26 protein-coding genes and 1 tRNA gene are annotated in these 25,913 nt (G+C 64.8%); 10 read left to right on the top strand and 17 right to left on the bottom strand.

Annotated elements, in window-relative coordinates:
* Positions 1-47: 47 nt before the first annotated feature.
* From mmsB to CXY77_RS16995, 5 genes are read left to right on the top strand one after another with little or no spacing between them, the layout of a single operon-like run.
* The gene (gene mmsB, locus CXY77_RS17015; protein WP_092339567.1) at positions 48-959 is read left to right on the top strand and encodes a 3-hydroxyisobutyrate dehydrogenase; all 912 of its coding nucleotides are present in this window, start codon (positions 48-50) and stop codon (positions 957-959) included.
* Between the two features lie 9 nt (positions 960-968).
* Positions 969-1,856: a 1,4-dihydroxy-2-naphthoyl-CoA synthase gene (locus CXY77_RS17010; RefSeq protein WP_092339566.1), complete on the top strand. Its 888-nt coding sequence runs from the start codon at positions 969-971 to the stop codon at positions 1,854-1,856.
* Between the two features lie 43 nt (positions 1,857-1,899).
* Positions 1,900-2,670 carry an electron transfer flavoprotein subunit beta/FixA family protein gene (locus tag CXY77_RS17005; RefSeq protein WP_092339565.1) on the top strand — a complete coding sequence of 257 codons (771 nt, stop codon included), beginning with the start codon at positions 1,900-1,902 and terminating at the stop codon, positions 2,668-2,670.
* 11 nt (positions 2,671-2,681) lie between these two features.
* Positions 2,682-3,659 (top strand): electron transfer flavoprotein subunit alpha/FixB family protein, encoded by a 978-nt coding sequence (locus tag CXY77_RS17000; RefSeq protein WP_104130568.1) that lies wholly within the window; start codon positions 2,682-2,684, stop codon positions 3,657-3,659.
* Complete coding sequence (locus CXY77_RS16995) at positions 3,656-4,585, top strand: cytochrome b/b6 domain-containing protein (protein WP_104130567.1); 930 nt, start codon at positions 3,656-3,658, stop codon at positions 4,583-4,585. The genes CXY77_RS17000 and CXY77_RS16995 overlap by 4 nt, the downstream gene beginning before the upstream one ends.
* On the opposite strand, the gene CXY77_RS16990 is transcribed toward CXY77_RS16995, so the two are convergent.
* Positions 4,559-4,798 carry a hypothetical protein gene (locus CXY77_RS16990; RefSeq protein ID WP_369831311.1) on the bottom strand — a complete coding sequence of 80 codons (240 nt, stop codon included), beginning with the start codon at positions 4,796-4,798 and terminating at the stop codon, positions 4,559-4,561. The two genes, CXY77_RS16995 and CXY77_RS16990, sit on opposite strands and share 27 nt — an antisense overlap.
* Positions 4,799-4,945: 147 nt before the next feature.
* On the opposite strand from CXY77_RS16990, the gene CXY77_RS16985 reads away from it, so the two are divergent.
* On the top strand, positions 4,946-6,832 hold the full coding sequence (locus CXY77_RS16985; RefSeq protein ID WP_104130566.1) for an FAD-binding monooxygenase: 1,887 nt from the start codon (positions 4,946-4,948) through the stop codon (positions 6,830-6,832).
* A gap of 32 nt (positions 6,833-6,864) precedes the next feature.
* On the opposite strand, the gene arfB is transcribed toward CXY77_RS16985, so the two are convergent.
* The 7 genes from arfB to CXY77_RS16950 all read right to left on the bottom strand — a co-directional run bounded on the left by arfB (position 6,865) and on the right by CXY77_RS16950 (position 13,295).
* Positions 6,865-7,287 (bottom strand): alternative ribosome rescue aminoacyl-tRNA hydrolase ArfB, encoded by a 423-nt coding sequence (arfB, locus tag CXY77_RS16980; protein ID WP_104130565.1) that lies wholly within the window; start codon positions 7,285-7,287, stop codon positions 6,865-6,867.
* A 163-nt stretch (positions 7,288-7,450) separates the two neighbouring features.
* Complete coding sequence (gene rbsD / locus CXY77_RS16975) at positions 7,451-7,834, bottom strand: D-ribose pyranase (RefSeq protein ID WP_104130564.1); 384 nt, start codon at positions 7,832-7,834, stop codon at positions 7,451-7,453.
* A complete protein-coding gene (locus CXY77_RS16970; protein WP_104090954.1) occupies positions 7,831-8,775 on the bottom strand; it encodes a ribokinase in 945 nt (314 codons plus the stop codon). Before CXY77_RS16970 ends, rbsD begins: the two co-directional genes overlap by 4 nt.
* A complete protein-coding gene (locus CXY77_RS16965) occupies positions 8,772-9,713 on the bottom strand; it encodes a substrate-binding domain-containing protein (protein ID WP_104130563.1) in 942 nt (313 codons plus the stop codon). Before CXY77_RS16965 ends, CXY77_RS16970 begins: the two co-directional genes overlap by 4 nt.
* 55 nt (positions 9,714-9,768) lie before the next feature.
* Positions 9,769-10,740 carry an ABC transporter permease gene (locus tag CXY77_RS16960; protein ID WP_104090951.1) on the bottom strand — a complete coding sequence of 324 codons (972 nt, stop codon included), beginning with the start codon at positions 10,738-10,740 and terminating at the stop codon, positions 9,769-9,771.
* Between the two features lie 10 nt (positions 10,741-10,750).
* The gene (locus CXY77_RS16955; RefSeq protein WP_104130562.1) at positions 10,751-12,265 is read right to left on the bottom strand and encodes a sugar ABC transporter ATP-binding protein; all 1,515 of its coding nucleotides are present in this window, start codon (positions 12,263-12,265) and stop codon (positions 10,751-10,753) included.
* A 1-nt stretch (position 12,266) separates the two neighbouring features.
* A complete protein-coding gene (locus CXY77_RS16950) occupies positions 12,267-13,295 on the bottom strand; it encodes a LacI family DNA-binding transcriptional regulator (protein ID WP_104130775.1) in 1,029 nt (342 codons plus the stop codon).
* Positions 13,296-13,607: 312 nt separating this feature from the next.
* On the opposite strand from CXY77_RS16950, the gene CXY77_RS16945 reads away from it, so the two are divergent.
* Positions 13,608-14,675, top strand: a complete 1,068-nt coding sequence (locus tag CXY77_RS16945) for an NAD(P)-dependent alcohol dehydrogenase (RefSeq protein ID WP_092339557.1) — start codon at positions 13,608-13,610, stop codon at positions 14,673-14,675.
* Between the two features lie 252 nt (positions 14,676-14,927).
* Here CXY77_RS16945 and CXY77_RS16940 read toward each other — a convergent pair whose 3' ends face one another.
* Positions 14,928-15,806, bottom strand: a complete 879-nt coding sequence (locus CXY77_RS16940; protein WP_092339556.1) for a helix-turn-helix transcriptional regulator — start codon at positions 15,804-15,806, stop codon at positions 14,928-14,930.
* A 260-nt stretch (positions 15,807-16,066) separates the two neighbouring features.
* Here CXY77_RS16940 and CXY77_RS16935 point away from each other — a divergent pair, with 260 nt between their 5' ends.
* Complete coding sequence (locus tag CXY77_RS16935) at positions 16,067-16,798, top strand: SDR family oxidoreductase (RefSeq protein ID WP_104130561.1); 732 nt, start codon at positions 16,067-16,069, stop codon at positions 16,796-16,798.
* 68 nt (positions 16,799-16,866) lie between these two features.
* Here the strand turns inward: CXY77_RS16935 and CXY77_RS16930 are convergent, their stop codons facing one another.
* On the bottom strand, positions 16,867-17,634 hold the full coding sequence (locus CXY77_RS16930) for an MOSC domain-containing protein (protein WP_140425567.1): 768 nt from the start codon (positions 17,632-17,634) through the stop codon (positions 16,867-16,869).
* A 96-nt stretch (positions 17,635-17,730) separates the two neighbouring features.
* Positions 17,731-18,420: a bifunctional 2-polyprenyl-6-hydroxyphenol methylase/3-demethylubiquinol 3-O-methyltransferase UbiG gene (locus CXY77_RS16925; protein WP_104130560.1), complete on the bottom strand. Its 690-nt coding sequence runs from the start codon at positions 18,418-18,420 to the stop codon at positions 17,731-17,733.
* A gap of 198 nt (positions 18,421-18,618) precedes the next feature.
* On the opposite strand from CXY77_RS16925, the gene CXY77_RS16920 reads away from it, so the two are divergent.
* On the top strand, positions 18,619-19,626 hold the full coding sequence (locus tag CXY77_RS16920) for an NYN domain-containing protein (RefSeq protein WP_104130774.1): 1,008 nt from the start codon (positions 18,619-18,621) through the stop codon (positions 19,624-19,626).
* On the opposite strand, the gene CXY77_RS16915 is transcribed toward CXY77_RS16920, so the two are convergent.
* Positions 19,623-20,363: a hypothetical protein gene (locus CXY77_RS16915; protein WP_092339552.1), complete on the bottom strand. Its 741-nt coding sequence runs from the start codon at positions 20,361-20,363 to the stop codon at positions 19,623-19,625. The genes CXY77_RS16920 and CXY77_RS16915 overlap by 4 nt on opposite strands.
* A gap of 288 nt (positions 20,364-20,651) precedes the next feature.
* Between CXY77_RS16915 and CXY77_RS16910 the strand changes: the two genes are divergently transcribed.
* Positions 20,652-20,728 (top strand) — tRNA-Pro (locus tag CXY77_RS16910).
* Between the two features lie 235 nt (positions 20,729-20,963).
* Here CXY77_RS16910 and CXY77_RS16905 read toward each other — a convergent pair.
* The 5 genes from CXY77_RS16905 to CXY77_RS16885 all read right to left on the bottom strand — a co-directional run bounded on the left by CXY77_RS16905 (position 20,964) and on the right by CXY77_RS16885 (position 25,894).
* On the bottom strand, positions 20,964-21,431 hold the full coding sequence (locus CXY77_RS16905) for a hypothetical protein (RefSeq protein ID WP_104130559.1): 468 nt from the start codon (positions 21,429-21,431) through the stop codon (positions 20,964-20,966).
* 76 nt (positions 21,432-21,507) lie between these two features.
* On the bottom strand, positions 21,508-21,894 hold the full coding sequence (locus CXY77_RS16900; RefSeq protein ID WP_104130558.1) for a sulfate permease: 387 nt from the start codon (positions 21,892-21,894) through the stop codon (positions 21,508-21,510).
* A gap of 192 nt (positions 21,895-22,086) precedes the next feature.
* Positions 22,087-23,604: an NAD-dependent succinate-semialdehyde dehydrogenase gene (locus CXY77_RS16895; RefSeq protein ID WP_104130557.1), complete on the bottom strand. Its 1,518-nt coding sequence runs from the start codon at positions 23,602-23,604 to the stop codon at positions 22,087-22,089.
* Positions 23,601-24,824, bottom strand: coding sequence for an iron-containing alcohol dehydrogenase family protein (locus CXY77_RS16890; RefSeq protein WP_104130556.1), 1,224 nt, complete (start codon positions 24,822-24,824; stop codon positions 23,601-23,603). Before CXY77_RS16890 ends, CXY77_RS16895 begins: the two co-directional genes overlap by 4 nt.
* Positions 24,821-25,894: an NAD(P)-dependent oxidoreductase gene (locus CXY77_RS16885; RefSeq protein ID WP_104130555.1), complete on the bottom strand. Its 1,074-nt coding sequence runs from the start codon at positions 25,892-25,894 to the stop codon at positions 24,821-24,823. Before CXY77_RS16885 ends, CXY77_RS16890 begins: the two co-directional genes overlap by 4 nt.
* Between the last annotated feature and the right edge of the window lie 19 nt (positions 25,895-25,913).

Genomic DNA, 25,913 nt, shown 5'->3' with positions numbered 1-25,913 from the left:
CCGTTTGACGATGGTCCTGACCACCACACACTGAAGAAGGAAAACAGATGAGCAACCGAATCGCCTTCATCGGCCTGGGCCACATGGGCGGCCCGATGGCCGCCAACTTGGTCGCGGCCGGTCACACCGTCATCGGCTACGACCTGGTGCCCGCCGCTCTTCTGGAGGCGACCGCGAACGGGGTCACCGTCGCTGAGTCGGCGGCGGCCGCGGTCGCCGCCGCCGAGATTGTGATCACCATGCTCCCCAGCGGCCGGCACGTGCTCGGCGCCTACCAGGGCGACGGGTCTGCTGCCGGACTTATCGCATCCGCTGGGCCGAACACGCTCTTTCTCGAATGCTCCACGATCGACGTGAGCGATGCCCGCGCGGCGCGCGACCTCCTCGTGGCTGCCGGGCACCGCGGCCTGGACGCCCCGGTCTCCGGCGGAGTGGGCGGCGCCACGGCCGGCACGCTCACCTTCATGGTCGGGGCCGACGCCGCGGACTTCGAGTCGGCACTGCCGGTGCTGCAGGTTATGGGCGGCAAGATCGTGCACTGCGGCGAGTCCGGTGCCGGGCAGGCGGCCAAGGTCTGCAACAACATGATCCTCGGAATCTCCATGATCGCCGTGAGCGAGGCATTCGTGCTCGGTGAGAAGCTCGGCCTCAGCCACCAGGCTCTGTTCGACGTGGCCTCCGCAGCCTCCGGCCAGTGCTGGGCCCTCACCACCAACTGCCCGGTGCCCGGACCGGTTCCGACCAGCCCGGCCAACCGGGACTACCAGCCGGGCTTTGCCGGAGCGCTCATGGCGAAAGACCTCGGCCTGGCCGTGAACGCCCTCGAAGCCACCGGCGTCGCGGCCGAACTCGCCCCGCTCGCCGCCCAGATCTACCGCCGCTTCGCCGACGCGGATGGCGGTGGCCGGGACTTCTCCGGCATCATCACCGAGATCCGTGCCAACTCCGAGCACACCTAAGCTGAAACCATGACTCAGGTTTCCGAAATTTTCGATCCGTCCCTGTGGAAGCCGGTTGACGGCTTCTCCGCGCTGGCCGACATCACGTACCACCACGACAACGCCGGCCGGGTCGCCCGCGTCGCCTTCAACCGGCCGGAGGTGCGCAACGCCTTCCGCCCGCAGTCGGTCGATGAGCTCTACCGGGTGCTCGACGACGCCATGCAGAACACCAAAATCGGCGTCGTGCTCCTCACCGGCAACGGACCAAGCCCCAAAGACGGCGGCTGGGCATTCTGCTCCGGTGGCGACCAGAGAATCCGCGGCCGCGACGGCTACCAGTACCGCGACGGAACCGTGAGCACCGGCCGGTTGCATATTCTCGAGGTGCAGCGACTCATCCGCTTCATGCCGAAGGTCGTCATAGCCGTCATTCCCGGCTGGGCGGCCGGCGGCGGCCACTCCCTGCACTCGGTCTGCGACCTGTCGATCGCCAGCAAGGAACACGGCATGTTCAAACAAACGGATGCCGACGTCGGGTCGTTCGACGGCGGCTACGGCAGCGCCTACTTTGCCCAGCACGTTGGGCAGAAGTTCGCCAGGGAAGTGTTCTTTCTCGCCCGCCCGTACGACGCGCAGCGCGCCTACGAAATGGGCGCCGTCAACGCGGTGGTGCCGCACGCGGAACTGGAGACGACCGCGTTGGACTGGGCCAACACCATCCTCACGAAGTCGCCAACCGCGATCCGCATGCTCAAGTACTCCTTCAACGCCATCGATGACGGACTGGTCGGCCAGCAGCTCTTCGCCGGTGAAGCCACCCGCCTCGCCTACGGCACCGACGAAGCCGTCGAAGGCAAAGAAGCGTTCCTCGAACACCGCGAACCCGACTGGTCTCCGTTTCCCTGGCAGTTCTAGCCGGCACAACAGGCTAGACCAACAGGCTCGCAGGAAGTAGATCATGAAAATCATTGTTCTGGTCAAGCAGGTACCCGATACCTGGGGCGACCGCACCCTCGACCTCAGGACGGGGTGGCTCGATCGAGTCTCGAGCGACTGCGTCATTGACGAGATCAATGAGCGTGCCCTCGAGGTGGCGCTGAGCTATCAGGACAGCAATGACGCTGAGGTCGTCGCGCTCACCATGGGGCCCGACTCGGCCAAAGACATGCTGCGCAAGGCACTAGCGATGGGAGCCGACTCAGCCATCCACCTGCTCGACGGCGGCCTGGCCGGAGCCGACCTGCTGCGCACCTCCGAGGTCATTGCCGCCGCAGCCACCAAGGCCGGGTTCGATCTGATCATCGCCGGCAACGAATCCACCGACGGCCGCGGCGGCACGCTCCCCTCGCTCATCGCCGGTCGGCTGGGCGTGGCGCAGGCCACCTACCTCGACTCCGTCGTCATCACAACGGATGCCGTCAGCGGCCACCGCGCCACCGAAAACGGGTCGATGACCGTGCACGCCCAGCTTCCCGCCGTCGTATCGGTGACCGAGCAGTCCGCCGAACCCCGGTTCCCCAACTTCAAGGGCATCATGCGCGCCAAGAAAAAGCCCGTCACGGTCTGGTCCCTGGCCGACCTCGGGCTGGAAGCGACCTCGGCATCCGCTCATTCCGTGATAACCCAGACCAGCCCCCGTCCGGCCCGGGTGGCCGGCACCAAGATCGTCGACCACGGCAACGCGGGCGTTGAACTCGCGGAGTTTCTCGCCGCCGGCCGTCTGATCTAGGAAGGCACACAATGTCGAATGTTCTCACCCTCATTGAAGTCTCGCCCGACGGCGCCATCGCCAACACCGCAGCGATGCTGCTCGCCGCCGCAGCTCGTCTGGGTACACCGGTCGCCGTCGTCGCTGCGGCGCCCGGCATCTCGGCCATCCTCGCCGAACAGCTCGGTGCTCTCGGAGCCGAACAGGTCTACGTCGGCGAAACCGACCAGACCACGGCCGTGCTGCTCACCCCGCAGGTTGAAGCCCTCGTCGCCGCCTTCACCGCGCTCGAACCGGCCGCCGTTCTCGTGGCTCACTCCATCGATGGCCGCGAGATTGCCGCCCATGTCGCGCTCCGCACCCAGGGTGCCCTGCTGACGGATGCCGTGGACCTGCACCGGGACGGCGACGCGATCGTCGCCTCGCACTCCGTCTTCGGCGGCGCGTACACCGTCGATTCGACGGTGCAGGGTGGCCCCGCCGTCATCACTGTGCGGCAGGGCGCAATCGACGATCGTGCCGAGGCGAAAACGGCGACCGTCACGCGCGTCACGCTCGACCTCGACACCTCCCGATCGACCCTGATCGACAGCGCCGAGGCCACCCCGGTGGCCGCGGACCGGCCCGACCTGCGCGGCGCCAAAACCGTGGTGTCTGGCGGTCGCGGTTTGCAGTCGCAGGAGAAATTCGTGCTGGTGGAGCAGCTCGCGGATGCCCTCGGCGCCGCGGTCGGCGCCTCCCGCGCGGCCGTCGATGCCGGGTTCGTAGCTCAGACCTCGCAGGTCGGCCAGACCGGTGTGACCGTCTCCCCGCAGCTCTACATCGCGCTGGGAATCTCCGGCGCCATCCAGCACCGGGCCGGCATGCAGACCGCCAAGACCATCGTCGCGATCAACACCGACGCTGACGCCCCCATCTTCGACATTGCCGACTTCGGAATCGTCGGCGACGTCTTCACCGTCGTTCCCCAGCTCATCGACGCGATCGGCAAACGAAGCAGCGCGCAGTGACCTCCTCGGGCAGCCGCCTCGCCACCCTCACCGAAAACCGGTGGTTCAAGCTGGTCTGGATCATTCCGGCGGGCATCGTGGTGCTGGCCGTGATCGTACTCGCAGCCAGGGGCATCCGTTCGCTGCCCGACGTGCAGTCCTTCCTCACCGAGTATCCAGGAACGACGACCCTGCCCGACTCCGCCCCGATGGGGATTCCGGCCTGGCTCGCCTGGCAACACGGTCTGAATGCCTTCTTCATTCTGTTCATCATCCGCTCGGGCTGGCAGATCCGCACCACCAAGCGTCCCACGATGTTCTGGAAACGTAACAACACCGGGCTCATCCGCACCAAGACCCCGCCGATCAAGATCAGCCTGAATCTCTGGCTGCACATCACCTTTGACACCCTGTGGGTCGTGAACGGGGCACTGTTCTACGTTCTGCTCGTTGCGACCGGGCAGTGGCTTCGGCTGATCCCGGTGACCTGGGAAATCTTTCCGAACGCCCTCTCCGCAGGCCTTCAATACGCGTCGCTGAATTGGCCGGTCGAAGACGGCTGGGTCAACTACAACGCCCTGCAAACCATCAGCTATTTTCTCGTCGTATTCGTCGCGGCACCCCTGGCCCTGGCCACCGGGCTGCGCATGTCGCCCTCGTGGACCTCGAAGCGACTGAGCAAGCTCTACCCCATTGCAGTGGCCCGTGCAGTGCACTTTCCGGTGATGATCTTCTTCGTGGCCTTCATCGCGGTGCACGTGATTCTCGTGTTCGCAACCGGTGCGCTGCGCAACCTGAACCACATGTATGCCGCGCAAAACGCTGACGGATGGCTCGGGTTCTGGATTTTCGCCGGCGCCCTCGCCCTGATGATCGCGGCCTGGTTCGCCGCCCAGCCGTTCGTGTTGCGAGCGATCGCCTCACTCACCGGCACCGTGTCGCGCTGAGCCGGCCATAATCTGACGCTTCGCGCCGCCCGCCCATCCGCCATCGGCGTCGTGCAGCGCCAGCAGTCGCGCCCCGCATCCCTCCGTGTTCACCCGTGCCCTGGTGGCCTGCCAGACTTCGGGCGGTGCACCGAAGAGGTGCCGATCAAACCGCCAGCGCAGGGCCGGGTCGGAGTCAAGCATCCACTCGAGAAGTTTCGGGTCGGTCGTCATTGTCAGCACGTTACCCGCATTTTCGCATTGCGCAGCCGCCTAGAACGTATATGATTTGAGAAACAATAATAGAACACCGCGTTCTATTATCGAACAGGGTCGTAAGTGGCCACACTCGTTTTAACCACACAGAGAAGTGAGGAAGCCGTGCAGTTTCACCACCACGGATACGTGTCCACCGATCCGCGCACCCAGGATGCGGCCGGAGTCGGCATCGATCGCCCCGACGAACTCCCCGACACCGTCGACGTTCTCATTGTGGGAACGGGCCCGGCCGGCATGATCACCGCCGCCCAGCTCTCTCAATTTCCCGGTATCACCACCCGCATCGTGGAGCGCCGCGGTGAGCGTCTCGCGATCGGGCAGGCCGACGGTATCCAGGCCCGCAGCGTCGAGACTTTTCAGGCGTTCGGCTTTGCCGAGCGCATCATCGCCGAGGCGTACCGCATCACCGAGATGGCGTTCTGGAAGCCAGACGCCACCAACCCGGCCAACATCATTCGCACCGCCCGCGCCATCGATGATCCCACCGGCATCAGCGAGTTTCCGCACCTCATTGTCAACCAGGCGCGCGTGCTCGACTACTTCGCCGAGGTCATGGCGAATTCGCCTACCCGCATGGTGCCGGACTTCGGCTACGAGTTTGTCAGCCTGACCAACACCACGCGTGAAACCAACAGCGTGGGCGACTACCCCGTCGCGGTGACGCTCGTACACACCACCGGCCCCAAGAAGGGCCAGGAGCGCATCGTTCACGCCAAGTACGTGGTCGGCGCCGACGGTGCCCGCAGCGGCGTGCGCGATTCGATCGGCTGCACCCTCGCCGGCGACCAGGCCTTCCACGCCTGGGGAGTCATGGACGTGCTGGCCGTCACCGACTTTCCCGACATTCGCACCAAGTGCGCCATCCAGGGGGCTAACGGAAGCATCCTGCACATTCCGCGCGAGGGCGGCTATCTGTTCCGCATGTACGTCGACCTCGGCGAAGTCGCCCCCGATGACAACGGCGCCGTGCGCACGACGACGATCGACGAGATCATCCTGAAGGCGAACGAGATTCTGCACCCGTACACACTCGACGTGAAAAACGTGGCCTGGCACAGCGTCTACGAGGTCGCCCACCGCCTCACCGACCGCTTCGACGACGTACTGCCCGAGGAGATCGGCATCCGCTCGCCGCGCGTCTTCATCATGGGTGACGCCTGCCACACGCACAGCGCCAAGGCGGGCCAAGGCATGAACGTCTCCATGCAGGACGGTTTCAACCTCGGTTGGAAGCTCGGCTACGTGCTCGACGGTCGCAGCCCCGAGACACTTCTCAGCACGTATTCCGCGGAGCGCCAGGTCATCGCCAAGAACCTGATCGACTTCGACAAGGAGTGGTCTTCACTGATGGCCGCCAAGCCCGAAGACCTCAAGGTGCCGCTCGAGGACTTCTACACCCAGACGGCGGAATTTCCGGCCGGGTTCATGACCCAATACCCGCCGTCGATGCTGATTGGCGAAGCAACCCATCAGGCGCTCGCCACCGGTTTTCCCATCGGAAAGCGTTTCAAGTCAGCTTCGGTGGTGCGCGTCGCCGACGCCAACCCGGTCGAGCTCGGCCACCACCACCGCGCCGACGGCCGCTGGCGCCTCTACGCGTTCGCTGACGCCGCCAACAGCTCCGCGCTCACCGCCTGGGCCGAGTGGATGCGCACCGCTGACGATTCCCCCCTGCTCGCCCACACTCCGGCCGGCACCGACATCGACAGCGTCTTCGACGTGAAGGTGATCTACCAGGAGGCGCACACCGAGGTGAACCTCGGCCAGGTCGACCCGGCGTTCCTGCCGAAAACCGGCCCGTTCGGGTTGATCGACTACGAGAAGGTCTACGCCGCCGACCCGACGCACGACATCTTCGAGCAGCGCGGCATCAACAGGAGCGGCGCCGTCGTGATCGTGCGCCCCGACCAGTACGTCGCGCACGTGCTGCCGCTGACCGCTACCGCTGACCTGGCCGCATACTTTCGGCAGATGCTGCTGGTTCGGTAGGTCTCACCGAGAAGGGATACTGCGCCCCATCCCTAGTCGGCCGCGGGCCGCTGCCGGTTGCGTTTCGTCGCTGAGCGCTGCTGCTTGACCGCAAGGTGCCGCCGGGCCGAACCCCGCGTGGGTTTGGTCGCGCGGCGCTCGGCCGGTTCCGCGGCCAGCCCGGCGGTCACCAGGTCGGCCAGCTTGCGCAGGGCGATCTCGCGATTGCGCAGCTGGGAGCGCTGCTCGCTGGCTGCGATGGTGACCACGCCGGAAACGAGACGGTGCCCGAACCGGGTGAGCAGCAGCATCCGCTCGTCGTCGGAGAGCACGCTCGACTCGGCGACGTTCCAGGACAGCTCGACGCGGCTGTCAGAGGTATTCACGTGCTGGCCGCCCGGGCCCGACGACCGGGAGAACCGCCAGCCGAGTTCGCGCTCTGGAATCGTCAGCGCCGGCGACACCTCAAGATCCATGCCCCTAGCGTTACACACCCGAAGATCCCCCGCGCACGAAAAGTATCACAGACCTTTCCCTGCGGCTCTCAGAACAGGGCGATCTCAGAACAGCGGCCAGACGATCGCCTGCAGTAGCCCGAGAATGTGCCATTCGAATCCGGGACGAAGGAGATGGCCGCTCTCAGAACGACACTCCGCAGACGAGCGCCGCATTGGCGAACGGTGTGGCCTCCCCGGTGCGAATGAACAGCTTCGCGGTAGCGGAGAACGCCTTCAAATCCGCGTGGCTGATGTACTCGATTTCGTTGAATCGTTCGGCCAGCCAGGCTCCAGCGAGGGCGGTTTTGGCTTCCTCCGCCGCGACGCACCCCTGGAACACCATCTCATCGAGCAGGGCGTCGAGAACCTGTTCGAACCGCGGAATACCGTGCACCAGAGCCAGGTCGACCACGGCAACTCCGCGCGGGATCGGCAGGCCACAATCCGCAAGCAGAACGACATCCGTATGGCCGAGCCGGGCCAGGGCCCCCGACAGCTCGGCATTCAGAATGCCCCGCTTCTTCATGCGTTCACCGTCGGCAGCACGTTCGCCACTGTCGGATACGAGGTTTGCGTTCCGCGGCTCTGCACCGCGAACGCCCCGACCCGCACAGCCAGGCGAACGGCCTGAAGAAGGCTCACGCCCGCGGCCAACTGCGCGCTCAGCGCTCCCACGAATGCATCGCCCGCCCCCGCGCTGTCCACCGCGACGACCGTCGGCGAGGCCACGCTGTTGGTGCCGTCCCGGTCGGCGCAGATAGCACCCTTGGCGCCGCGCGTCAGAACAACGGATGCGACGCCCACCTCCAGCAGCCGGCTCACCAACTCGGCATCCTCGGTGGGGACACCGCGGTGGGGTGCCAGTTGTGCGAGCACGAGGGCAGCCTCGTGCTCGTTGACGACCAGCGGGTCGGCCCGCCGGATCGTGTCAGCATCCAGTTCGATCACCGGAGCCAGATTCAATACCACCCGTCCCGTGGCCCGCCGCGCAGCCTCGGCGATTCCGTCGGCCGGAATCTCACCCTGCAAAACCACTACAGCAGCGGCGGCGATGATGCCCGCGCTGGCCTGAACGGCCTCGGCGCCCATGAGTGCATTGGCACCGGGGATGACCACGATCGTGTTCTCACCGTGATCATCCACGCTGACCAGGGCCAGCCCAGTGGGTTCGTCGACCGTTCGCACGGCCGACTGGTCGACACCGGCGCTGGTCAGGATCGCACTGGCGACGGTGGCCTGCGAATCCCGACCGACCGCACCGACCAGGCGCACGCTGGCACCGAGCTGGGCGGCCGCCACGGCCTGGTTGGCCCCCTTGCCGCCGGGCAAGAACTCCATCGATGTTCCGATGAGGGTCTCGCCCGGCTTCGGGTGGCGTTGCACGCGGATCAGCTGATCGACGTTGATGGATCCCACGACAACGACCGAACCGGGCGTGGTGAGGGCCGTATTGACGAGGTGACTCACTTGGCGAAGTCGCCGACATTCGTCTTGGTGACGGAGACGACCTCGACCGGAACGGTCTTCGCGATCGTCTCGCCCTTGATGGCCTTGATGGCGAATTCGACGGCAAGCTTGCCGAGTTCGGCCGGCTGCTGCGCGATGGTCGCGACCATGGTGCCCGCCTTGATGGCGTCGAGTCCGTCGGTCGTGCCGTCGAAGCCGACAACGAAGACCTCGGAGCCGGCCTTGTCGCCCAGCGCCTGGATGGCGCCGAGGGCCATTTCATCGTTTTCGGCGAAGAGACCAGTGACGCCCGGGTTGGCCTGCAGCAGGTTGGTCGTGACATCCAGCGCGGCGGCGCGGTCGAAGTTGGCCGTCTGCGTGGCGACAACGGTGATGTCGGGGTAGGCCTTCAGGCCCTCGTCGAAGCCGGCGCCGCGCTCCCGGCTGGCTGACGTTCCCGCTACGCCTTGCAAGTGGATGACGGTGCCCGTTTCGCCCATGGACTTGGCCAGTTCGTCGGCTGCCTGACGACCGCCGGCGACGTTGTCGCTCGCGACGAGCGACGCGAGGTCAACGTCGGTGACGGTGCGGTCGACTCCGATGACCGGAATTCCGGCGGTGATCAAGGCATCCACTGCCGAGGCGGCGGCATCCGAGTCCACCGGATTCACGATGACGGCCTTGGCACCGCTCGAGGCAGCAGTGGCGAGCTGGTTGGCCTGCGTAGCCGAGTCGTTCTGGGCATCAACGATGCTCAGCTGCACTCCGGCCTCCTTGGCTGCAGCCTCCGCGCCGTCGCGCAGTTCCACGAAGAACGGGTTGTTCAGGGTGGAAATGGCCATGACGATTTTGTCGCCGGAGGCCTCAGCGCCGCCGCGGCCACAGGCCGTGGTTCCCACCAGAATTAGGGCTGCTGTTGCGGTCACTGCCGCGATTTTGAGGAACGAGGATGACTTCATTGGTTTTCCTTTGGATGAGGCGGTTGGAGGGGAAAGTTTGCTGAAAGCTGGTGGGTCAGCTGTTGCGGGACTTGCGGCGCAGCACGTCGATGCCAACGGCCAGGGCGATCACGAGGCCGATCACGACCTGCTGCCAGAACGAGGTGACGTTGAGCAGGTTCAGGCCGTTGCGAATGACGACCAAAACCAGGGCTCCCACGAGGGTGCCCGAGATTCTGCCGAGGCCACCAGAGAGCGAGGCGCCGCCGATCACCACGGCCGCAATGGCGTCGAGTTCGTAGCCGGCCGCGGCCTGGGGCTGCGCTGAATCGAGACGCCCGGCGAGCAGCAGCCCGGCGAGGGCGGCGAACAGGCCGGCCAGGGCGAAGACGGTGACGAGGATGCGCTTGACCGGCAGACCCGAGAGCCGGGCGGCTTCTGCGTTGCCGCCGACGGCATACATCGAACGGCCAATCACGGTGCGGTTGAGCAGGAACGAGGCGGCCAGGGCGGCGATCACGAGAATGACGATCGGCATCGGCACCGGTCCGAGGCTGCCGCCGAGAAAGGAGACCTCGGGTGCGGTCTTGATCGGCCGGCCGTCGGAGATCACCAGGGTCAGTCCGCGGGCCACGCTGAGCATGGCGAGGGTGGCGATGAAGGACGGCAGCTTTCCGTAGGCATTCGCCAAACCGTTGATAACTCCGGCGAGCGCTCCGACTACCAGACCGCCCACGAGGGCGAGCCAGCCGGGGAGGCCGGCACTGGCGAACATCCAGCCGGAGGACATGGCCGACAGTGCCGCCACGCTGCCCACCGACAGGTCGATGCCGCCGGCCACGATGACGAAGGTCATCCCGAAGGCCAGCACGGCCACGGTGGATACCTGGATACCGATGTTGAGCAGGTTCGGCCCGGTCAGAAAGTCCGGGGTTGCGATGAAGAGGGCGAGGCAGAGAACGACGAGACCGACCAGGGCGCCGTTGTTGGCGAGAAACTTCTTGTAGTCGATACCGCGGCGCGGCGTCGGCAGGGTGGTGGTGGACATGATGGTTTCCCTATCTCTGTTCGTGCGTCTCGTCGACATCGCGGGCAGCGAGTGTCATGACTGCGTCTTGGGTTGCCTCGGCGGCGCTGAGCTCGCCGGCGATGCGGCCGTCGCGCATCACCAGGATGCGGTCGCTCATGCCGAGGATCTCGGGCAGTTCGCTGGACACCATGAGAATCGCTCCCCCGGCCGCCGTAATCGTGTTCATCAGTTCGTAGATCTCGACTTTGGCACCCACGTCCACACCGCGCGTTGGCTCGTCGAGCAGCAAGATCGTCGAAGCGGCGATGATCCAGCGGCCGAAGACGGCCTTCTGCTGGTTGCCGCCGGAGAGTGCGCCGATCGGCTGGTCGATGGTGTGCATGCGGATGCGCAGTCTCTTCGCGACCGCGGATGCCCGGCTGCGCTGGCCGGCAAAGTCGACCAGTCCCAGCTTCGCGGTGGACGCAAGGGTGGCGTAGCCGAGATTATTATTGACGGATGCGTCGAGCACCAGCCCCTGTCCCTTGCGGTCCTCCGGCACGTGCCCGATACCCGCCGCGATCGCGGCCTTGATGCTGCCCTTCGGCAGATGCTGGCCGCGCACGGCGACCGTGCCGGAGGCGTATCCGTCGGCGCCAGCGATGGCCCGGATGAGTTCTGTGCGCCCCGCGCCAACCAGGCCCGCGATGCCGAGCACTTCGCCCGCCTTGACGGTGAAGCTGATGTCACTGAACAGCCCGGTCGACGTGAGATTCTCCACGATGAGCACCTCCGCGGCCTGACTCAGGTTTTCAGGCACCCGCGGAAACTGGTCCTCAATGCCGCGGCCGACCATCAGCTTCACGAGTTCGTCTTCGGAGGTGGAGGCCGGAACTTCCCCGATGAATTCGCCGTCGCGCAGCACGGTGACTGTGTCACCGACCTCGGCGATCTCGTCGAGGTGGTGGCTGATGAAGAGCATGCCGACGCCACGCTGGCGCAGGTCGGCCATGACGGCGAACAGGTTTTCGGTTTCGTGGCGGGTCAGTGCAGCGGTGGACTCGTCGAGGATGAGAATGCGGGCGTTGATGCTCAGCGCCTTGGCGATCTCGACCAGCTGCTGCCGGGCGATGCCCAGCTCACCCACCAGAATGTCGACGTCGATATCCAGGCCGATCAAGGCCAGCGCGGCTCGGGCGTGCTGGCGCAGGGCGCGACGGTCTACGAGACCGTGCCTGGTCGGCATCCGCCCGAGCATGACGTTCTCGGCAATGCTCATGGTGGCCACCAGGTTCAGTTCCTGGTGGATCGTGGCGATACCCAGCGTCTCAGCCGCGCGGGTGTTTGGCAGGGTGACCGTTCTGCCATCAACGACGATGTGGCCCGAGTCCGGCTGGTAGACACCCGCCATCATCTTGATCAGCGTGGACTTTCCGGCACCGTTCTCCCCGAGCAATACCTGAACCTGGCCGGGGTAGACACTGACCGTGACGTCGTGGATGACCGTGACGGGTCCAAAGACCTTCCCCACATTCTGCAGGGTCAGCAGTGGTTGTTGAGTCATGTCAGTTCTTCCTTCGGCTGGATGCGGGCAGGATGGGCAACGACGATGAGCCACGGATGACGAGTTCGCTGGGCAGCACCACCGATTGGGGTGAGTTGCCAGCGATGACCTCAAGCAGCATTTCGACGGCAATCCGGCCCATGTCCTCAACACTGTGGGAGATGACGCTGAGGGCCGGGTCGAGCAGGGCAAACCATTCGATGTCGTCGAAGGCGACCAGCGCGAGGTCCGTTCCGATGCGCAGACCTAACTTGTGCAGGATGGCAATCGCGCCGACGGCCATCAGGCTGTCCGCGGCGAGCAAGGCTGTCGGCGGGTCGTGCAACTCGAGCAAGGCGTGCAGGCCGGCCGAGCCACTCGCCGCCTGGAAGTCTCCGAAGTACACCAGGTCGGGGTCCTGGCTCAGACCGGCGTCGGCCACGGCCGCCGTGAAGGCTGCAAACCGGTCGCGGCCGGTTGAGGTCGCCTGCGGGCCGGAGATGTAGCCGATCCGGGTGTGCCCGAGGGCGGCGAGGTGTTGGACAGTCTGACGGATGCCGACCTCACTATCGGTGGTCACGCTCGGCACGTCGATGCCGTCGATGGTGCGGTCCACGAAGACCGTTGGAATCTCGCGCTCGATCAGGGAACGGATGCTGCCGCCACCGTCGCCAAGTGGCGCCACGATGATGCCGTCTACCCGCCGAGAGATCAGCGTATCCAGGTACCGGTCCTGCTGTTCCTTCTGCTCGTTGGCGTTGCCGAGCAGGGTGACATAGCCCTCGGACAGGGCTGCTTGCTCGACAGTATGGGCGAGATCGGCGAAGAACGGGTTACGTACGTCGGGTACCAGCAGGCCGATGGAATCACTGCGGGTCGAGCGCAGGGCCCTGGCTTGGGCGTTGGGCCGATAGTCAAGCTCGATGACTGCCGCGGCGACCTTGTCCCGCGACTGGGGGGAGGTGGCCGGGTTGCCAGAGAGAACGCGGGAAGCGGTGGCCGCCGAAACGCCAGCCAGTGCGGCTACGTCCTTGATTGTGATGTCCGCCATCTTCTTCACCTCATTGTGGTTATGGAATCGATTCCATGGAATCGATTCCATACTAGGTCGTGAAGTGAACGTGTGTCAATGCGCCCCGGTAACGGGGACTCACGCCTGCACCGGGCTTCGGATCGTACCTGCACCCGCCCGGTTCCTGGCCGCGCGATCAGCGGATGCCGTGGGTAGGTCAGACAGTGCCACGTTCCAGCCTCGACCAGATCGGTGGCACCGCGTAACGTTAGCTGAGCGGATGTCACCGTCGACACGTGCCACGGCACGGGGTTCCCTCGCATTCCACCACCGGCACAGAAAGATTTTTCTATGACGACCACCATTCCTGCCCTCGCCGCCCCCGCGGCCAACCAGCCCCTCGTTCGCACCACAATCGAGTTGCGCACTCCCGGCGCCCACGACGTGGCGATCGACATCAAGTTCGCCGGCATCTGCCACTCCGACATCCACCAGGCTCGCGACGAGTGGGGCGTGGGACTGTTCCCGATGGTTCCCGGCCACGAGATTGCCGGCATCGTCTCCGCCGTCGGCAGCGACGTCACCCGCTACCAGGTGGGCGACCGCGTCGGCGTCGGCTGCTTCGTCGACTCTTGCCGCGAGTGCGCCAACTGCCTCGCCGGCGAAGAGCAGTACTGCCTGAAAGGCGAGGTCGGCACCTACAACGACCGCAACCACGACGGCACCCCCACCAACGGCGGCTACAGCACCGCGATCGTTGTTGACGAGAACTACGTGCTCGGCATCCCCGACGGCATCGAGCTCTCCGAGGCCGCTCCCCTGCTCTGCGCCGGCATCACGCTCTACTCCCCTCTCGTGAACTGGAAAGCCGGCCCCGGCAAGAAGGTTGCCATCCTGGGCATGGGCGGCCTCGGACACATGGGTGTGAAGATCGCCCACGCACTCGGCGCCGAGGTCACCGTGCTCAGCCAGACCCTCAGCAAGAAGGAAGACGGGCTGCGTTTCGGCGCAGATCACTACTACGCCACCAGCGACCCGACCACCTTCACCGAGCTCGAGAACCACTTCGACCTCATCGTGAACACCGTGGCCGCAAACCTCGAGCTGGAGGGCTACCTCAAGCTGCTCGCCCTCAACGGCACGCTCGTGCACGTTGGAATCCCCACCGAACCGGACAGCGTGAAGATGGTCTGGCTCGCCGCCCAGCGTCGCGCCATCGCCGCCTCCAAGATCGGTGGCATCCGCCAGACCCAGGAAATGCTCGACTTCTGTGCCGCTCACGGAATCGGCGCCGACATTGAGATCATCTCGGTCGATCAGGTGAACGAAGCGTACGAGCGTGTTATCCGCAGCGACGTGCGCTACCGTTTCGTTATCGACGTGGCCACGTTTGCCAACGAGACCCGCGCCGACGCGTAGGCTCCCCGACCGGCGCTATAGACACCGCCCAGGTCGATAATAAACCCAGGCACGAACCGCCCCGGGCCGCAGTTGTCAACGCGGCCCGGGGCATCCGTCGTTAATCGGGCACCGCTTCGACCACTTCATTCCCCTTACAGCGACGCTTGGATTGCGCTGCGTGGTGCGCTCGGGATTGCTCGATCTCGTGCCCAGCGCCGAGAAGCGCGCCCGCCTCGGGGCGCCGTATCTTTACCCGAAGGATTTGTTGCGTCAGAGAGAAGACTCGAGCGCCGCGGCATCCGTCTGATCTGCGCGCCAGGAGGCCAGGATGCGCAGCGCGTCGTTTGAGGAGGACGCCGGCTGGGTACTGTAGACGAAGAGTTGCTGGTCTGGTTCGCCCGGCACCGGAAAGGTCTCGTAATCCACGTCGACCCGGCCCACGATCGGGTGCATGAAGCGCTTCACGCCGAAGGTGCACTCCCACACCCGGTGCTGACTCCACCACGCACGAAATTCGTCGCTCTTGACGGTCAACTCACCGATCAGTTCGTTGAGAGCCGAGTCGTTGGGGTGGGACCGAGCGTCGTGACGGAGCATAGCCGCCACATCGCACGCCACAATCTCCCAGTCCAAGTAGAGTGTGCGCGCTGACGGGTCGAGGAATGTCCACCGGGCCATGCTGCGCCCGAGTCCCGAGCTCTTCGTGAAGTCTTTCAGCAGCAGCTTGGCGAGGTCGTTCATGGCCAGCACATCCATGCCGACACCGAGCACGAAGGCCGGCTGTGCGGTAAAGGAATCCATTATGGTGCGCACCGAGGGTCGAACCGCGTGTGTGCGCCGCCGCTGCTGGCTGCGGCCGCCGGTCGACGCGGATAACAGTGAGAACAGGTAGCTGCGTTCCGCCTCATTCAGGTGCAACACTCCGGCGAGCGCATTGACAACGGCATCGGATGCCTGGGTCACCCGGCCCTGCTCCATGCGCGCGTAGTAATCCACGCTCACGCCGGCCAGCCCGGCTACTTCGTCACGGCGCAGCCCGGGTACCCGCCGTGCGGCCGCGTGGGGGTTCACCGGCAGGCCGACATCAGCTGGCGTCAGTCGTGCCCGGGCTGAGCGCAGAAAATCAGCGAGGGTATCTTTGTCGTCCATGCCTCCAGTATCCCTTGCCGGTGCGCGTCGAACTTGTGGTGCGGCCCGCCCGTCGTCGACCAGGGGCTCACCAGATATGCACTTTTGCGATTGGGCAGCTGTTCGCCGGTGTCATCAACTGTACAATTGAGAATTCGTGCAAGTCTGGGTTCTCCAGCGTCTGTCCGGTGTAAAGCTGCACCATGCCTTTTGTGTTCTCAACCTGATGGATCAGCGCCGGGTCGCCCTTCTATCCTCATCCGAGCAAGAGAGCCACACACATGAAAATGCAGGATCTGACCGCAAAAATCGCTGTCATCACGGGAGCGTCGAGCGGAATTGGAGCCGCCGCGGCGCGTCTTCTGGTCGAAGAGGGAGCCCACGTCATCCTGGTCGCCCGGCGCGTGGAACGGTTGCAGGAGCTGGCCGCCGAACTCGGAGACTCCGCCACGATTATGCAGCTCGATGTCGCGGATGCCGCCGCAGTCACATCCATGTTCGCCACGATCGAGAGCCGTTTCGGTGGGGTGGATCTGCTCTTCAACAACGCTGGCCTGGGCATCAGCTCGCCATTTGAGAGCAGCGACCCCGCTGACTGGAAGTCAATGATCGATGCAAACTTGTACGGCGTGCTGAACTGCACCCAGGCGGCCATCCCCCTCATGCGCGGCCGGGCCGGCGCAATGATCTGTTCCGTTTCGAGCGTCGGAGGCCGCTACGGCGCAGCCACCTGGTCGGTGTACAGCGCGACGAAGTATGCCGTCGTCGGTTTTCACGATGCCCTGCGCAAAGAACTTGGCGAGGAGGGTATCCGCGTCTCGGTTCTCGAACCGGGCGCAGTCTGGACCGAGTTCGGCGAAAACGTCAGCGATGTTCTCCTAACCCGCCGCACACAGCTGGAAGCGATGCAGCCCGAAGACGTAGCCCAGGCGCTGGTCTTCGCCTTTGCGCAGCCGGCCAATGTACTCATCCAGGAGATTCTCATGCGCCCGGTCAAGCAGATCGCTCCCTGACCTGCTGCCGCTTTGCGGCCGGCACCGATACGAACCACGGACAGAATCGCTGTAAGCCCGGCTTCCCATCAGCTACCGGGGAGTAATCGCACCTGGTCGCCGCAGCCGACCCTTCCCGGGTGAATGACCCGGGCGTAGACGCCGAATGGCATGTCACTCCCGTTCAATCGGACGAGGGTCTTCAGTAGGTTTGTTCCGCGAGCGCCGGTGTCGGGCTCCTGATCGATGACGGCGCAGCGAGGGATACCGGCGCCCACGAGCAGGCGTGCGCTCCCCACGTCGAGTTCACGACCAGCCCAGGAATCTTCCACCTGTGCAGCCGCGTCGCCCGTGTCAATTGTGAACGTCGCCCGAAACCGGCGAGCATCAACGGTCGTGGCCGCCTCATCGGCGAGCCGGCGAAGCGAACTCGTTGTCACGATGGTGACGGAGTCGCCGTAGACCACGCCGCCCGGGGCGTTGATCTGTGCCAGAGCGACATCCTTGCCGAGCAAACGAGAGAATGCTCGGGCCCACGGCCCCGCAACCACGTGCATACCAACGGCGCGACCCCAGTAGTCCAGTGTGACATTTTGATCGTTGACCTCGGGTGTCGCGGAAATATGCTGCCCACCGATGTCGACCGACAGGACCCCGTCTTGCCACTGGGCTCGGCAGGTGATCAATAACGGATGCTCAACGGTCTTCAACACGCGCCCGTTAGCGAGGTCAACGACCGCGAAGAGTCGGTCCCCCGCCGGACCGTACGCTTCGAGCAGCAGGTTTTCCCGCGTCGTGTGTCGGCCGCCCTTGAGCTCCGACAGGCCAATGTCCCGAATCTGCATAATAATAATCACCCTATCGGCAGACTACTCGCGGGCCGGGGCAGCCCGAAGTACTTGCGAAATCTCGCTGCGGCCGCGGAGCACCGGCCGCAATCTCAATGTGGCCGATCAGCGCAGTCGTCGAGCCCACAGGACAACGTCGTGAGTGTGATGCGACCCGGCGCCGGTGGCTACGTGGCGAGGCCGGGTCTCATCGATCTCGACCCGCCAGCTGTCGTCCAGCAGTGCAGCGACCTGGGCCGGGCCCACATAGTCCTCGGCATTAAAACCATGGGCGACGGCCGCCTCTTCCGTCGGAGCGGGGTGATGCACAAAGAGCAGCACACCATTGAGCGCGACAGCGGCAAGCAGCGCGTGCTCGGCAACGTTCTCGTCGGTACGCAGCAACGCGGGGTACTGCGCAGAAACCAGATCGAAGGATGCCGGCGGCAGCGCCGCCTCGACCAGGCCGGCGTGTAGCCAGTTCACCTGCACTCCGCGAACGGCGGCTTGGGCGACTGCCCGGTCGAGTGCTACCCGCGACACGTCCAGCGCGGTGACGCGCCACCCGTGTTCCGCCAGCCAGAGGGCATCCGCTCCTTCGCCGCAGCCGACGTCAAGTACGCGCCCGGCCGGTAATCCTTGTATCTCGGTCAGGAGTGTCGCGTTCGGCTGCCCGCTCCACAGCTGTGCCGTGTCGGCGTAGCGCTCATCCCAGAATTCTTCGACCGCGCCGGGATCGCGCGGGGCGGGAACAGCGGATGCAACCTCCGCTTCGTGGTCGGTGTCGCCGGGTGAGGTTTCGTTCGTGTGCTCCATGAATCAAGCATCCGTCTTTCACGGGTGTGCGACAAATTTTGGTGGCCCACGGCGCTTCATGACCCGGTGCAGAGAGCGCCCGCTGGAGTCGATTACTGGTGCAAGGAGGAAGCCGAGTTGCTCTCTCCCCGCCGCTCGGCGCAGACTGGAGATACCGGATCGCGCCTGAGTCTTCCGCCTGTGGCTAAGGAGCTCACCATGACTGAACCGAACGATGCGCGCGTCGGCCTCTATATCGACTTCGACAACATCGTCATCTCGCGCTATCAGCAGCTGCACGGGCGCAACGCCTTCCAGCGCGACGGCATCCGCGATTTCAATAAGAAGAGCCCGGATGCCGACCCCGAGATCGCCGCACGCCTCGCTTCCGCGACGGTGGATTTCAACGCCATCATCGACTTTGCCGCGTCCTTTGGCACCCTGGTCGTCAACCGCGCCTACGCCGACTGGTCCGTGCCCGTCAATGCGAGCTACCAGCGCCAGCTCATGTCTCGTGCGGTGGACCTGACCCAGCTGTTCACCACCACCACCCGCGGAACCAAAAATGGCGCGGACATCCGTTTGGCCGTCGACGTGGTCGAAGACCTCTTTCGCCTGCCCGACCTCACCCACGTGATCATCATCGCCGGCGACTCCGACTACATCGCCCTAGCCCAGAAATCAAAGCGGCTGGGTCGTTTCGTCGTTGGTATCGGGGTCGCGGGCTCGACGAGCACCTCACTCGCCGCTGCGTGCGACGAGTTTGAGGACTACGACTCGCTGCCCGGAATCGGCAAAACGACCGTCACCACCATTGAGGAGAGGCCCAAGTCAAGCAGGAAGACCCCGGAAACTGTTGAGATTACACCCGACCCGGCGCCCATCCAGGCCCGACTTTTCGCCACTAATCCCATGTTCTCGCACACCGAAGACGCGCAGTTCGACGAGCCTGAGGCCGGCGACGACATTGACCCACAGACACTGGCCACGGAGCTCCTTGTGCGTGCGCTGCAGATCGGTCACGCCAAGGGTGACGCCGACGAGTGGCTCAACACGGGCACGATCAAGAACCAAATGCGCCGCATGGACCCGTCCTTCAACGAGAAGCCGCTCGGCTTTCGGTCCTTCACCGACTTTCTCTCCTCGCGCGGCGACTTGGCCGAGCTGAAAGAGGATGGCCCTCAGCGGCTCATCCGGCTGCGCCCCGAAGCAGAAAGTAGGCGCTAAGCCGCCACGCGACTCTGCGCAGCGGATCGGCGACGAGCGCGCTCCGCCACCCCTGCCGCCACAAGCGTCGCCACGCCTGCCGCGGCCGTCGACACCGCGACGATCATCTCGGTGAAGGGAGTCGTGTCGTGCGACTGATAGCCCAGGATGGCCGGCGCAATCTGAAAGGTGACGACGATAGTGCCCGGCAAGGTGACGCCGAGCAACAACAGGCACGCGACGGATGACGCCCATGACACGCGCAGCGAGCGCACGCTCAAGACGATCAAACCAGCGAACCCGATCAAACTCAGCAGCATCTGCACCGGCAGGAATTGCAGCGGAGACGGAACACCCATGAGGCCCGAAACGAGGGCGTGCATGCCGGTGATGCCGAAAGATGCTGCGGTGGCGACGGTAAGCATCCGCTCAAAGCCACTGTCGCGACTCGCGACTGATCGTGCCAAGGCCCTGATGCCCAGCGCCAGCAGCAGAAGACTTAAGCCGAAAAATTGCGCGGTCGTGCCGAGGTTTTCCCACGGGTCCGCGGGGTACGAGTAGTCGAAACGGTGGTCTTCAATGGAGGTGTCGGTGCGCGTCCATGAGTCGGTGAGCACGACCCACCGTTCCAACGAGGCGACAAGCTGCAGCGCGGCCGCTGCAAGAAACAGCCCGGCCGCGGCGAGCGACCAGCGGACCGAAACACGACGGGCACGATTTGTCTGCATGCGGTTCACGGTGCGAACGATGACTGCCATACGCTCAGAGTAGCAACTTGGTGAAAGCTGGCAAGCGAACAGTGGGTAAATCTAGACGCGAGGCCGTGAGCACCGCCGCGCATCACGAATGTCGTATCGCCGTGAGCCCCTTTGCGACGCAACCAATAAACCCTGCCAGCTCGGAGGCCATGGGAACACCAAATATTCTTCATTCCAACGGCGATCGTCGGTGCCCTTCCATGTGTTCTTGGGTCCTCGTATAAAGCGGTAAGCTCTTACAGTTGTCTTCCGCAGGTTTCGAGTGTTGGAATCGCTTTGCGGAAGCGGCGGGCTGTGGCGCAGCTTGGTAGCGCACTTGACTGGGGGTCAAGGGGTCGCAGGTTCGAATCCTGTCAGCCCGACCAAAAGGGCCGTTCGCGAAACTGTTCACGAAACGGCCCGGTTGGAACAAAAAGAAATCGCTCCTGAGGATTCTCAGGAGCGATTTCTGGTTTAAGCGATACGTGCGCGCGGTTGTGATGGCGATTCGGTGGGCGAAGCCGACAAGCTGGAGGTTCTTTCCGTTTCGTGGCTCGTTGGATTGTTCTTATCTGCGGGGAGGCGTGCCCTCTCGGGCGATAGTGATGGCTGCGGGGCCGGTTAAGTTCTCAGGGGTGGCCCGCCGGTTTCATCCGTCAGCGCACCACGTTTCCCTTTATCTGGGCGCTCAACGCCGGGCGGATACGTGTCCGTGTATGGGTTCCTCCACTCGCGGTCACGTCGTCGAATGATGGCGACTGCAGGTTCACCGAGAGCGTCGCGCTTGGCGTCTTCCTTAATTCTGTCGCTCATGAACGCGGCGATTTTGCGTATGTTGAAGTTTGTCAGCAGCATCGTGACGATGATTTGGGCGGCGCCGAATCCACGGAGTCGACGACGACCAGCCGATTCAATGTGAACCGTCCCGGCATCCTCGTCCGCGATCCCGGCGACGGGCTCCAGACAGTAGGCGATGTCGTTCTGCAGGTTGGGTCCGTCATCGTCGAAGGCGATCTCCGCATAGTAGAACAGCGCAGCGAGCGCGGTGCGGCTGAGCAGATCGTCAAACTGCTCCTGTGAGATCGTCATAGTGAAGCCTCCTGTGCGCGGTCGTGTGTGAGCTAATCATGCCGCTACCAGGAGGTACGCCGACCGTGACGTGAAGTTAGCTGCGCCTGGATACGAGCGTGGGCTCGTCGAAGCGCTCGACACCCTCTGGGAGAACCGCCCGCGTCATGCGACGGCGGGCCACAGCCTCACGAACGCGCACCGCGATCAACTTGAGCAGGCTGATTGGCCCGATCAAGAGAATCTTCAGGGTGTTCCAGAGACACAAGATCACGAGCAGGTTCAGCCAACCTGGCCCACCGGCGTCGACCTGCGATCGGCAATAGATAGCTGCAAGCGCATACGGAACCGCGAGCAGCATCGCCGGCACGCCCCACTTCAGCCCGCGCCTCGTATTGATCGCGTCGATCACAAGAGCGGTCGGCATGAATCGACGCAAGAAGAAGTAGCTGCCGGCGGTGGCGGCCAGAATGAGTTCGAACATGGCGCAGCCTTTCAGATGCTCGGCAACAAGAACCTGAAGGACTCAAAGTCATACCATCGCAACGAGCGACAGCGCGTTATAGAGGTTGCCTACCAACACCCTAGAACTGGATGCTTATGGAGGAAAGCCCCCAGCTATAAAGGTCCAGACGTGCCCGATGGGCGCATCGACGCCGTCGATACGCCCAAAGGTCTAGTTCACAGCAGCAAAGGGGTCGGCGATGCCGACGTAGCGAGTCTCCAAGTATTCTTCGATGCCCTCGAAACCGCCCTCTCGGCCCAGCCCCGACTGCTTGACTCCACCAAACGGTGCGGCCGGATTCGAGACGATGCCCGTATTCACGCCGAGCATGCCCACCTCGAGCTCTTCCGACAATCGCAGGGCACGGTTGAGATCGAGAGTGAATACGTACCCGACCAGACCGAACTCGGTGTCGTTGGCCAACGCGATCGCCTCCGCTTCGGTCTTGAAGGTGATGATCGGCGCGACGGGACCGAAGACCTCTTCGCGCATGATGCGTGCGGAGGCGGGGACATCCGTCAGCACGGTCGCCGCGTAGAAATACCCTGGGCCGTCGATGTACGTGCCACCCAATGCCAGAGTTGCACCCTGGCGTTGGGCATCGATCACGAGCTCGTGCACCTTGGCCCTGGTGGCCTCGTCGACGAGCGGGCCGAGCAGCGTGCCTGGTTCGGTGCCGCGGCCGACGGTGTGGGCGCGCATCCGCTCTACCAAGCGTTGCGTGAACTCCCCCGCGATGGATTCGTGCACCAGCAGGCGGTTCGCTGCGGTACAAGCCTCACCGCCATTGCGCAGCTTCGCGACCATCGCGCCGTCGACGGCGGCATCGAGATCGGCGTCTGCGAAGACAATGAGCGGAGCGTTACCGCCTAGCTCCATGGACACTCGCAGCACCTGGTCGGCCGCAGCTTTCAACAGGTTGATCCCCACCGGGGTCGATCCGGTGAACGACAGTTTACGAAGCCGAGAATCGGTGATCAGCGGCCCAGTCACGGCACCGGCACTCGTAGTCTGCACGACGTTGAGCACCCCGGCCGGCAGCCCGCACTCCTGCAGTACCTGGGCGAAGAGCAGCGCGCTAAGCGGTGTCAGCGCTGCTGGCTTCAGCACCATCGTGCACCCCGCTGCGATAGCCGGAGCGATCTTGCGCGTGGCCATGGCCAGGGGAAAATTCCATGGTGTGATGAACAGGCACGGCCCGACCGCACGCCTGGTCACCATCAGGCGGCTTCGACCGTCGGGCGCGACCGCGAACCGTCCCGAAATGCGGGCCGTCTCCTCCGAGAACCAGCGCAGAAATTCGGCGCCGTAGCTCACCTCACCGCGGGCCTCGGCGAGTGGCTTGCCCATCTCGAGCGTCATCAGCAGGGCAAAGTCGTCGGCCCGCGCGGTTACCGCTTCGAATGCAGCCCGCAATATCTCGGCACGCACACGCGGCGGAGTCTTTGCCCACCCCTTTTGGGCAGCGGATGCCGCCGCCAGCGCCGCGAGGCCGTCTTGCGGCGTCGCATCCGCTACCTGAACCAGAACGTCACCGGTCGAGGGGTCGCAAACGTCGAAGGTACCTCCATCGCTCGCAGCTCGCCACTCACCGCCGATGAACAGACCGGTGGGCAGGCTCGCGAGGAGCGCTAGTTCGTCGGCGCGGGTGACACCGGCAGGTTGCCGGGTTTCGGTCGTGGTGGTCACAGGGATTCCTTCAGAATGCGCACCACGTCATCGACGGTGGGCTGGATCGGATTGTTGATTGTCACGCTGTCGGCGAGCGTGTCGGCGGCGAGCGATGCCAGATCACCGTCGGTTACTCCGAATTTCGAGAGTGGGCCGGTCATGCCGACCCTCACGGCCAGCGCGGCGACGGCCTCAATAGCGCGCTGCGCGTTCTCGGCTTCGGTCACGTCGGTGCGCCCGACGCCGAGAGCGAAGGCCACCCGAGCGATTCGGGCCTCGCGCGCGGAGAGGTTGAAGCGCAGCACACCCTCGATCACGATGCAAAGCGCGAGTCCGTGCGGAATGTTGAACTGTCCTCCGAGCGGATGCGCGATGCCATGCACGAGACCGAGTCCGGTGTGTGAGAAACCGACTCCTGCAACGTGGCTGGCGAGCAGCAGTTCCGCGCGGGCCTCAATGTCGGTTCCGTCGTCGACGGCGCGCGGCAGAAACTCGGCGACGGTGGCGATGACCTGTATGGCGATGCCGTCGCTGTACGGGTTGGCGCGCACGGACAGGTAGGACTCGAGCGCGTGGGTGAGGGCGTCCATGCCGGTGGCGGCGGTCGCGCCGGCCGGCAGGCCCACGGTGAGGTCGGGGTCGAGCACGGCCGCCCGGGCGAGCGCACTGTCGTGACCCACGTAGAACTTGCGATGGCTGACCACGTCGGTGATCACGCCGAAGGCGTTCACCTCGGCGCCGGTGCCCGCGGTGGTGGGCACCGCGACGATCGGCAGGGCCGGGTGCGCGAAGCTGCTCGTGTAGTCGAGGCCGATGCCGCGCTGCGGGTTGCGCGCGCCGAGGGCGATGCCCTTCGCGGCGTCCATCGACGATCCTCCGCCCACGGCCACGATGCCGTCGGCACCGACGGATGCCGCGAGGTCGCTGCCTTCATCGACGCACGTTGTCGTCGGGTTCGGCGTGACCCCGCCGTAGACGGTGACGGTGAGCCCCGCTGTTTCGAGGGCCTCGCGCACGGCGGCAACGACCGGGCTGGTGGCGAGGAAGGGATCGGTCACCACCAACGCGTGCGTCACCCCGCTGGCGGCAGTGATGCGGCCCACCTCGGTGACGGTTCCGCGGCCGAAATGGGCGACCGGTTTCGGGTCGAGCACGAGCGAAATGTCGCTCAGCGGCCGGGGCAGCGGGGCCAGCCCTGTCGCGGCGGCGGTCGCATCCGTTGGGCGGGTGGCGCTCATGCGGAGGCCAGATCGGCGTTGACCGATGACGCCACGGCCGATGCGGCGGCGGATGCCGCCACCGACGCGGCGACGGCGGCATTCGCCGACGCTTCGGCTGCTTCCTCGGCCGCTGCGACAGCCGCGACCACATCGGCCGGGCTCGACGGGGTGGAATCGTTCAAGCGCAGGTTGATTCCGCTGAGATCCTCATAGAGTCGCACCGGGCTCATCTCCCCCGCGCTATCACCGTATTGGGCGCGGGCGCGGCGGTAGATCTGTTCGACCAGGCCACTGAGTTCGGCGGGTACCCCCACGGAGCGGGCCAGGTCGATAGAGAGTCCAAGGTCTTTACAGGCGAGGGCGATGGAGAAGCCCTCGTCGTAGTCGCCGTCACCGAGGATGGACAGGACGTCGTGCTGCACGAAGTTGCTGTTGGCGGGGCTCGCAATGAGCGAGGCGCGCAGAACGCCCAGGTCGACTCCGGCTTTAACGCCGATGCTGAGCACCTCCGCCGTGGCGACGAGGTGCGAGAACCAGAGCTGGTTGATCATGAGTTTCACCGCGTAGCCGGTTCCGGCGGCACCGACGTGCAGGATTCGCTCCGGATCTCCCATCGCCTTAAAGATCGGCAGCAACTCCTCGAAGTCGTCAGAGGAACCGCCAACAAAGATCTGCAGCATGCCCGAGGCAGCGCCGACCGACATTCCGCTGACGGGTGCGTCCAGGATGCGCAGTCCGCGGTCGGCGTGCTCGAATCGCACCCCGTTGGCCACGTCGGGAACGGAGGTGGACATGTCAATCCAGCAGCCGCCATCCGCTATGCCGGCGAGGATGCCGTTCTTGCCGTTGACGACGGTGTCGACGTGACGCGGCGTGGGCAGCATGGTGATGACGACGTCGGTCTGCGCGGCGACCTCGGCCGGGGTGTCGGCCCAGACGGCGCCGTTGGCGAGCAGCGAGGCAGCTGATTCCCGCCGAATGTCGTTCACGACCAGTGCGTAGCCGGCCTCCTGCAGATTGCGGGTCATGCCGGAGCCCATGTTGCCTAGGCCGATGAAGCCGACTCGCGTCGACGGAGTAGTGGTCATAACAGTTCTCTCAATTCAG

It is taken from the genome of Cryobacterium sp. N21, assembly GCF_002929575.1.
Classification (GTDB): domain Bacteria; phylum Actinomycetota; class Actinomycetes; order Actinomycetales; family Microbacteriaceae; genus Cryobacterium; species Cryobacterium flavum.
Note: the sequence above shows the minus strand (reverse complement) of the source record. Positions and strands in the feature narration are given on the sequence as shown.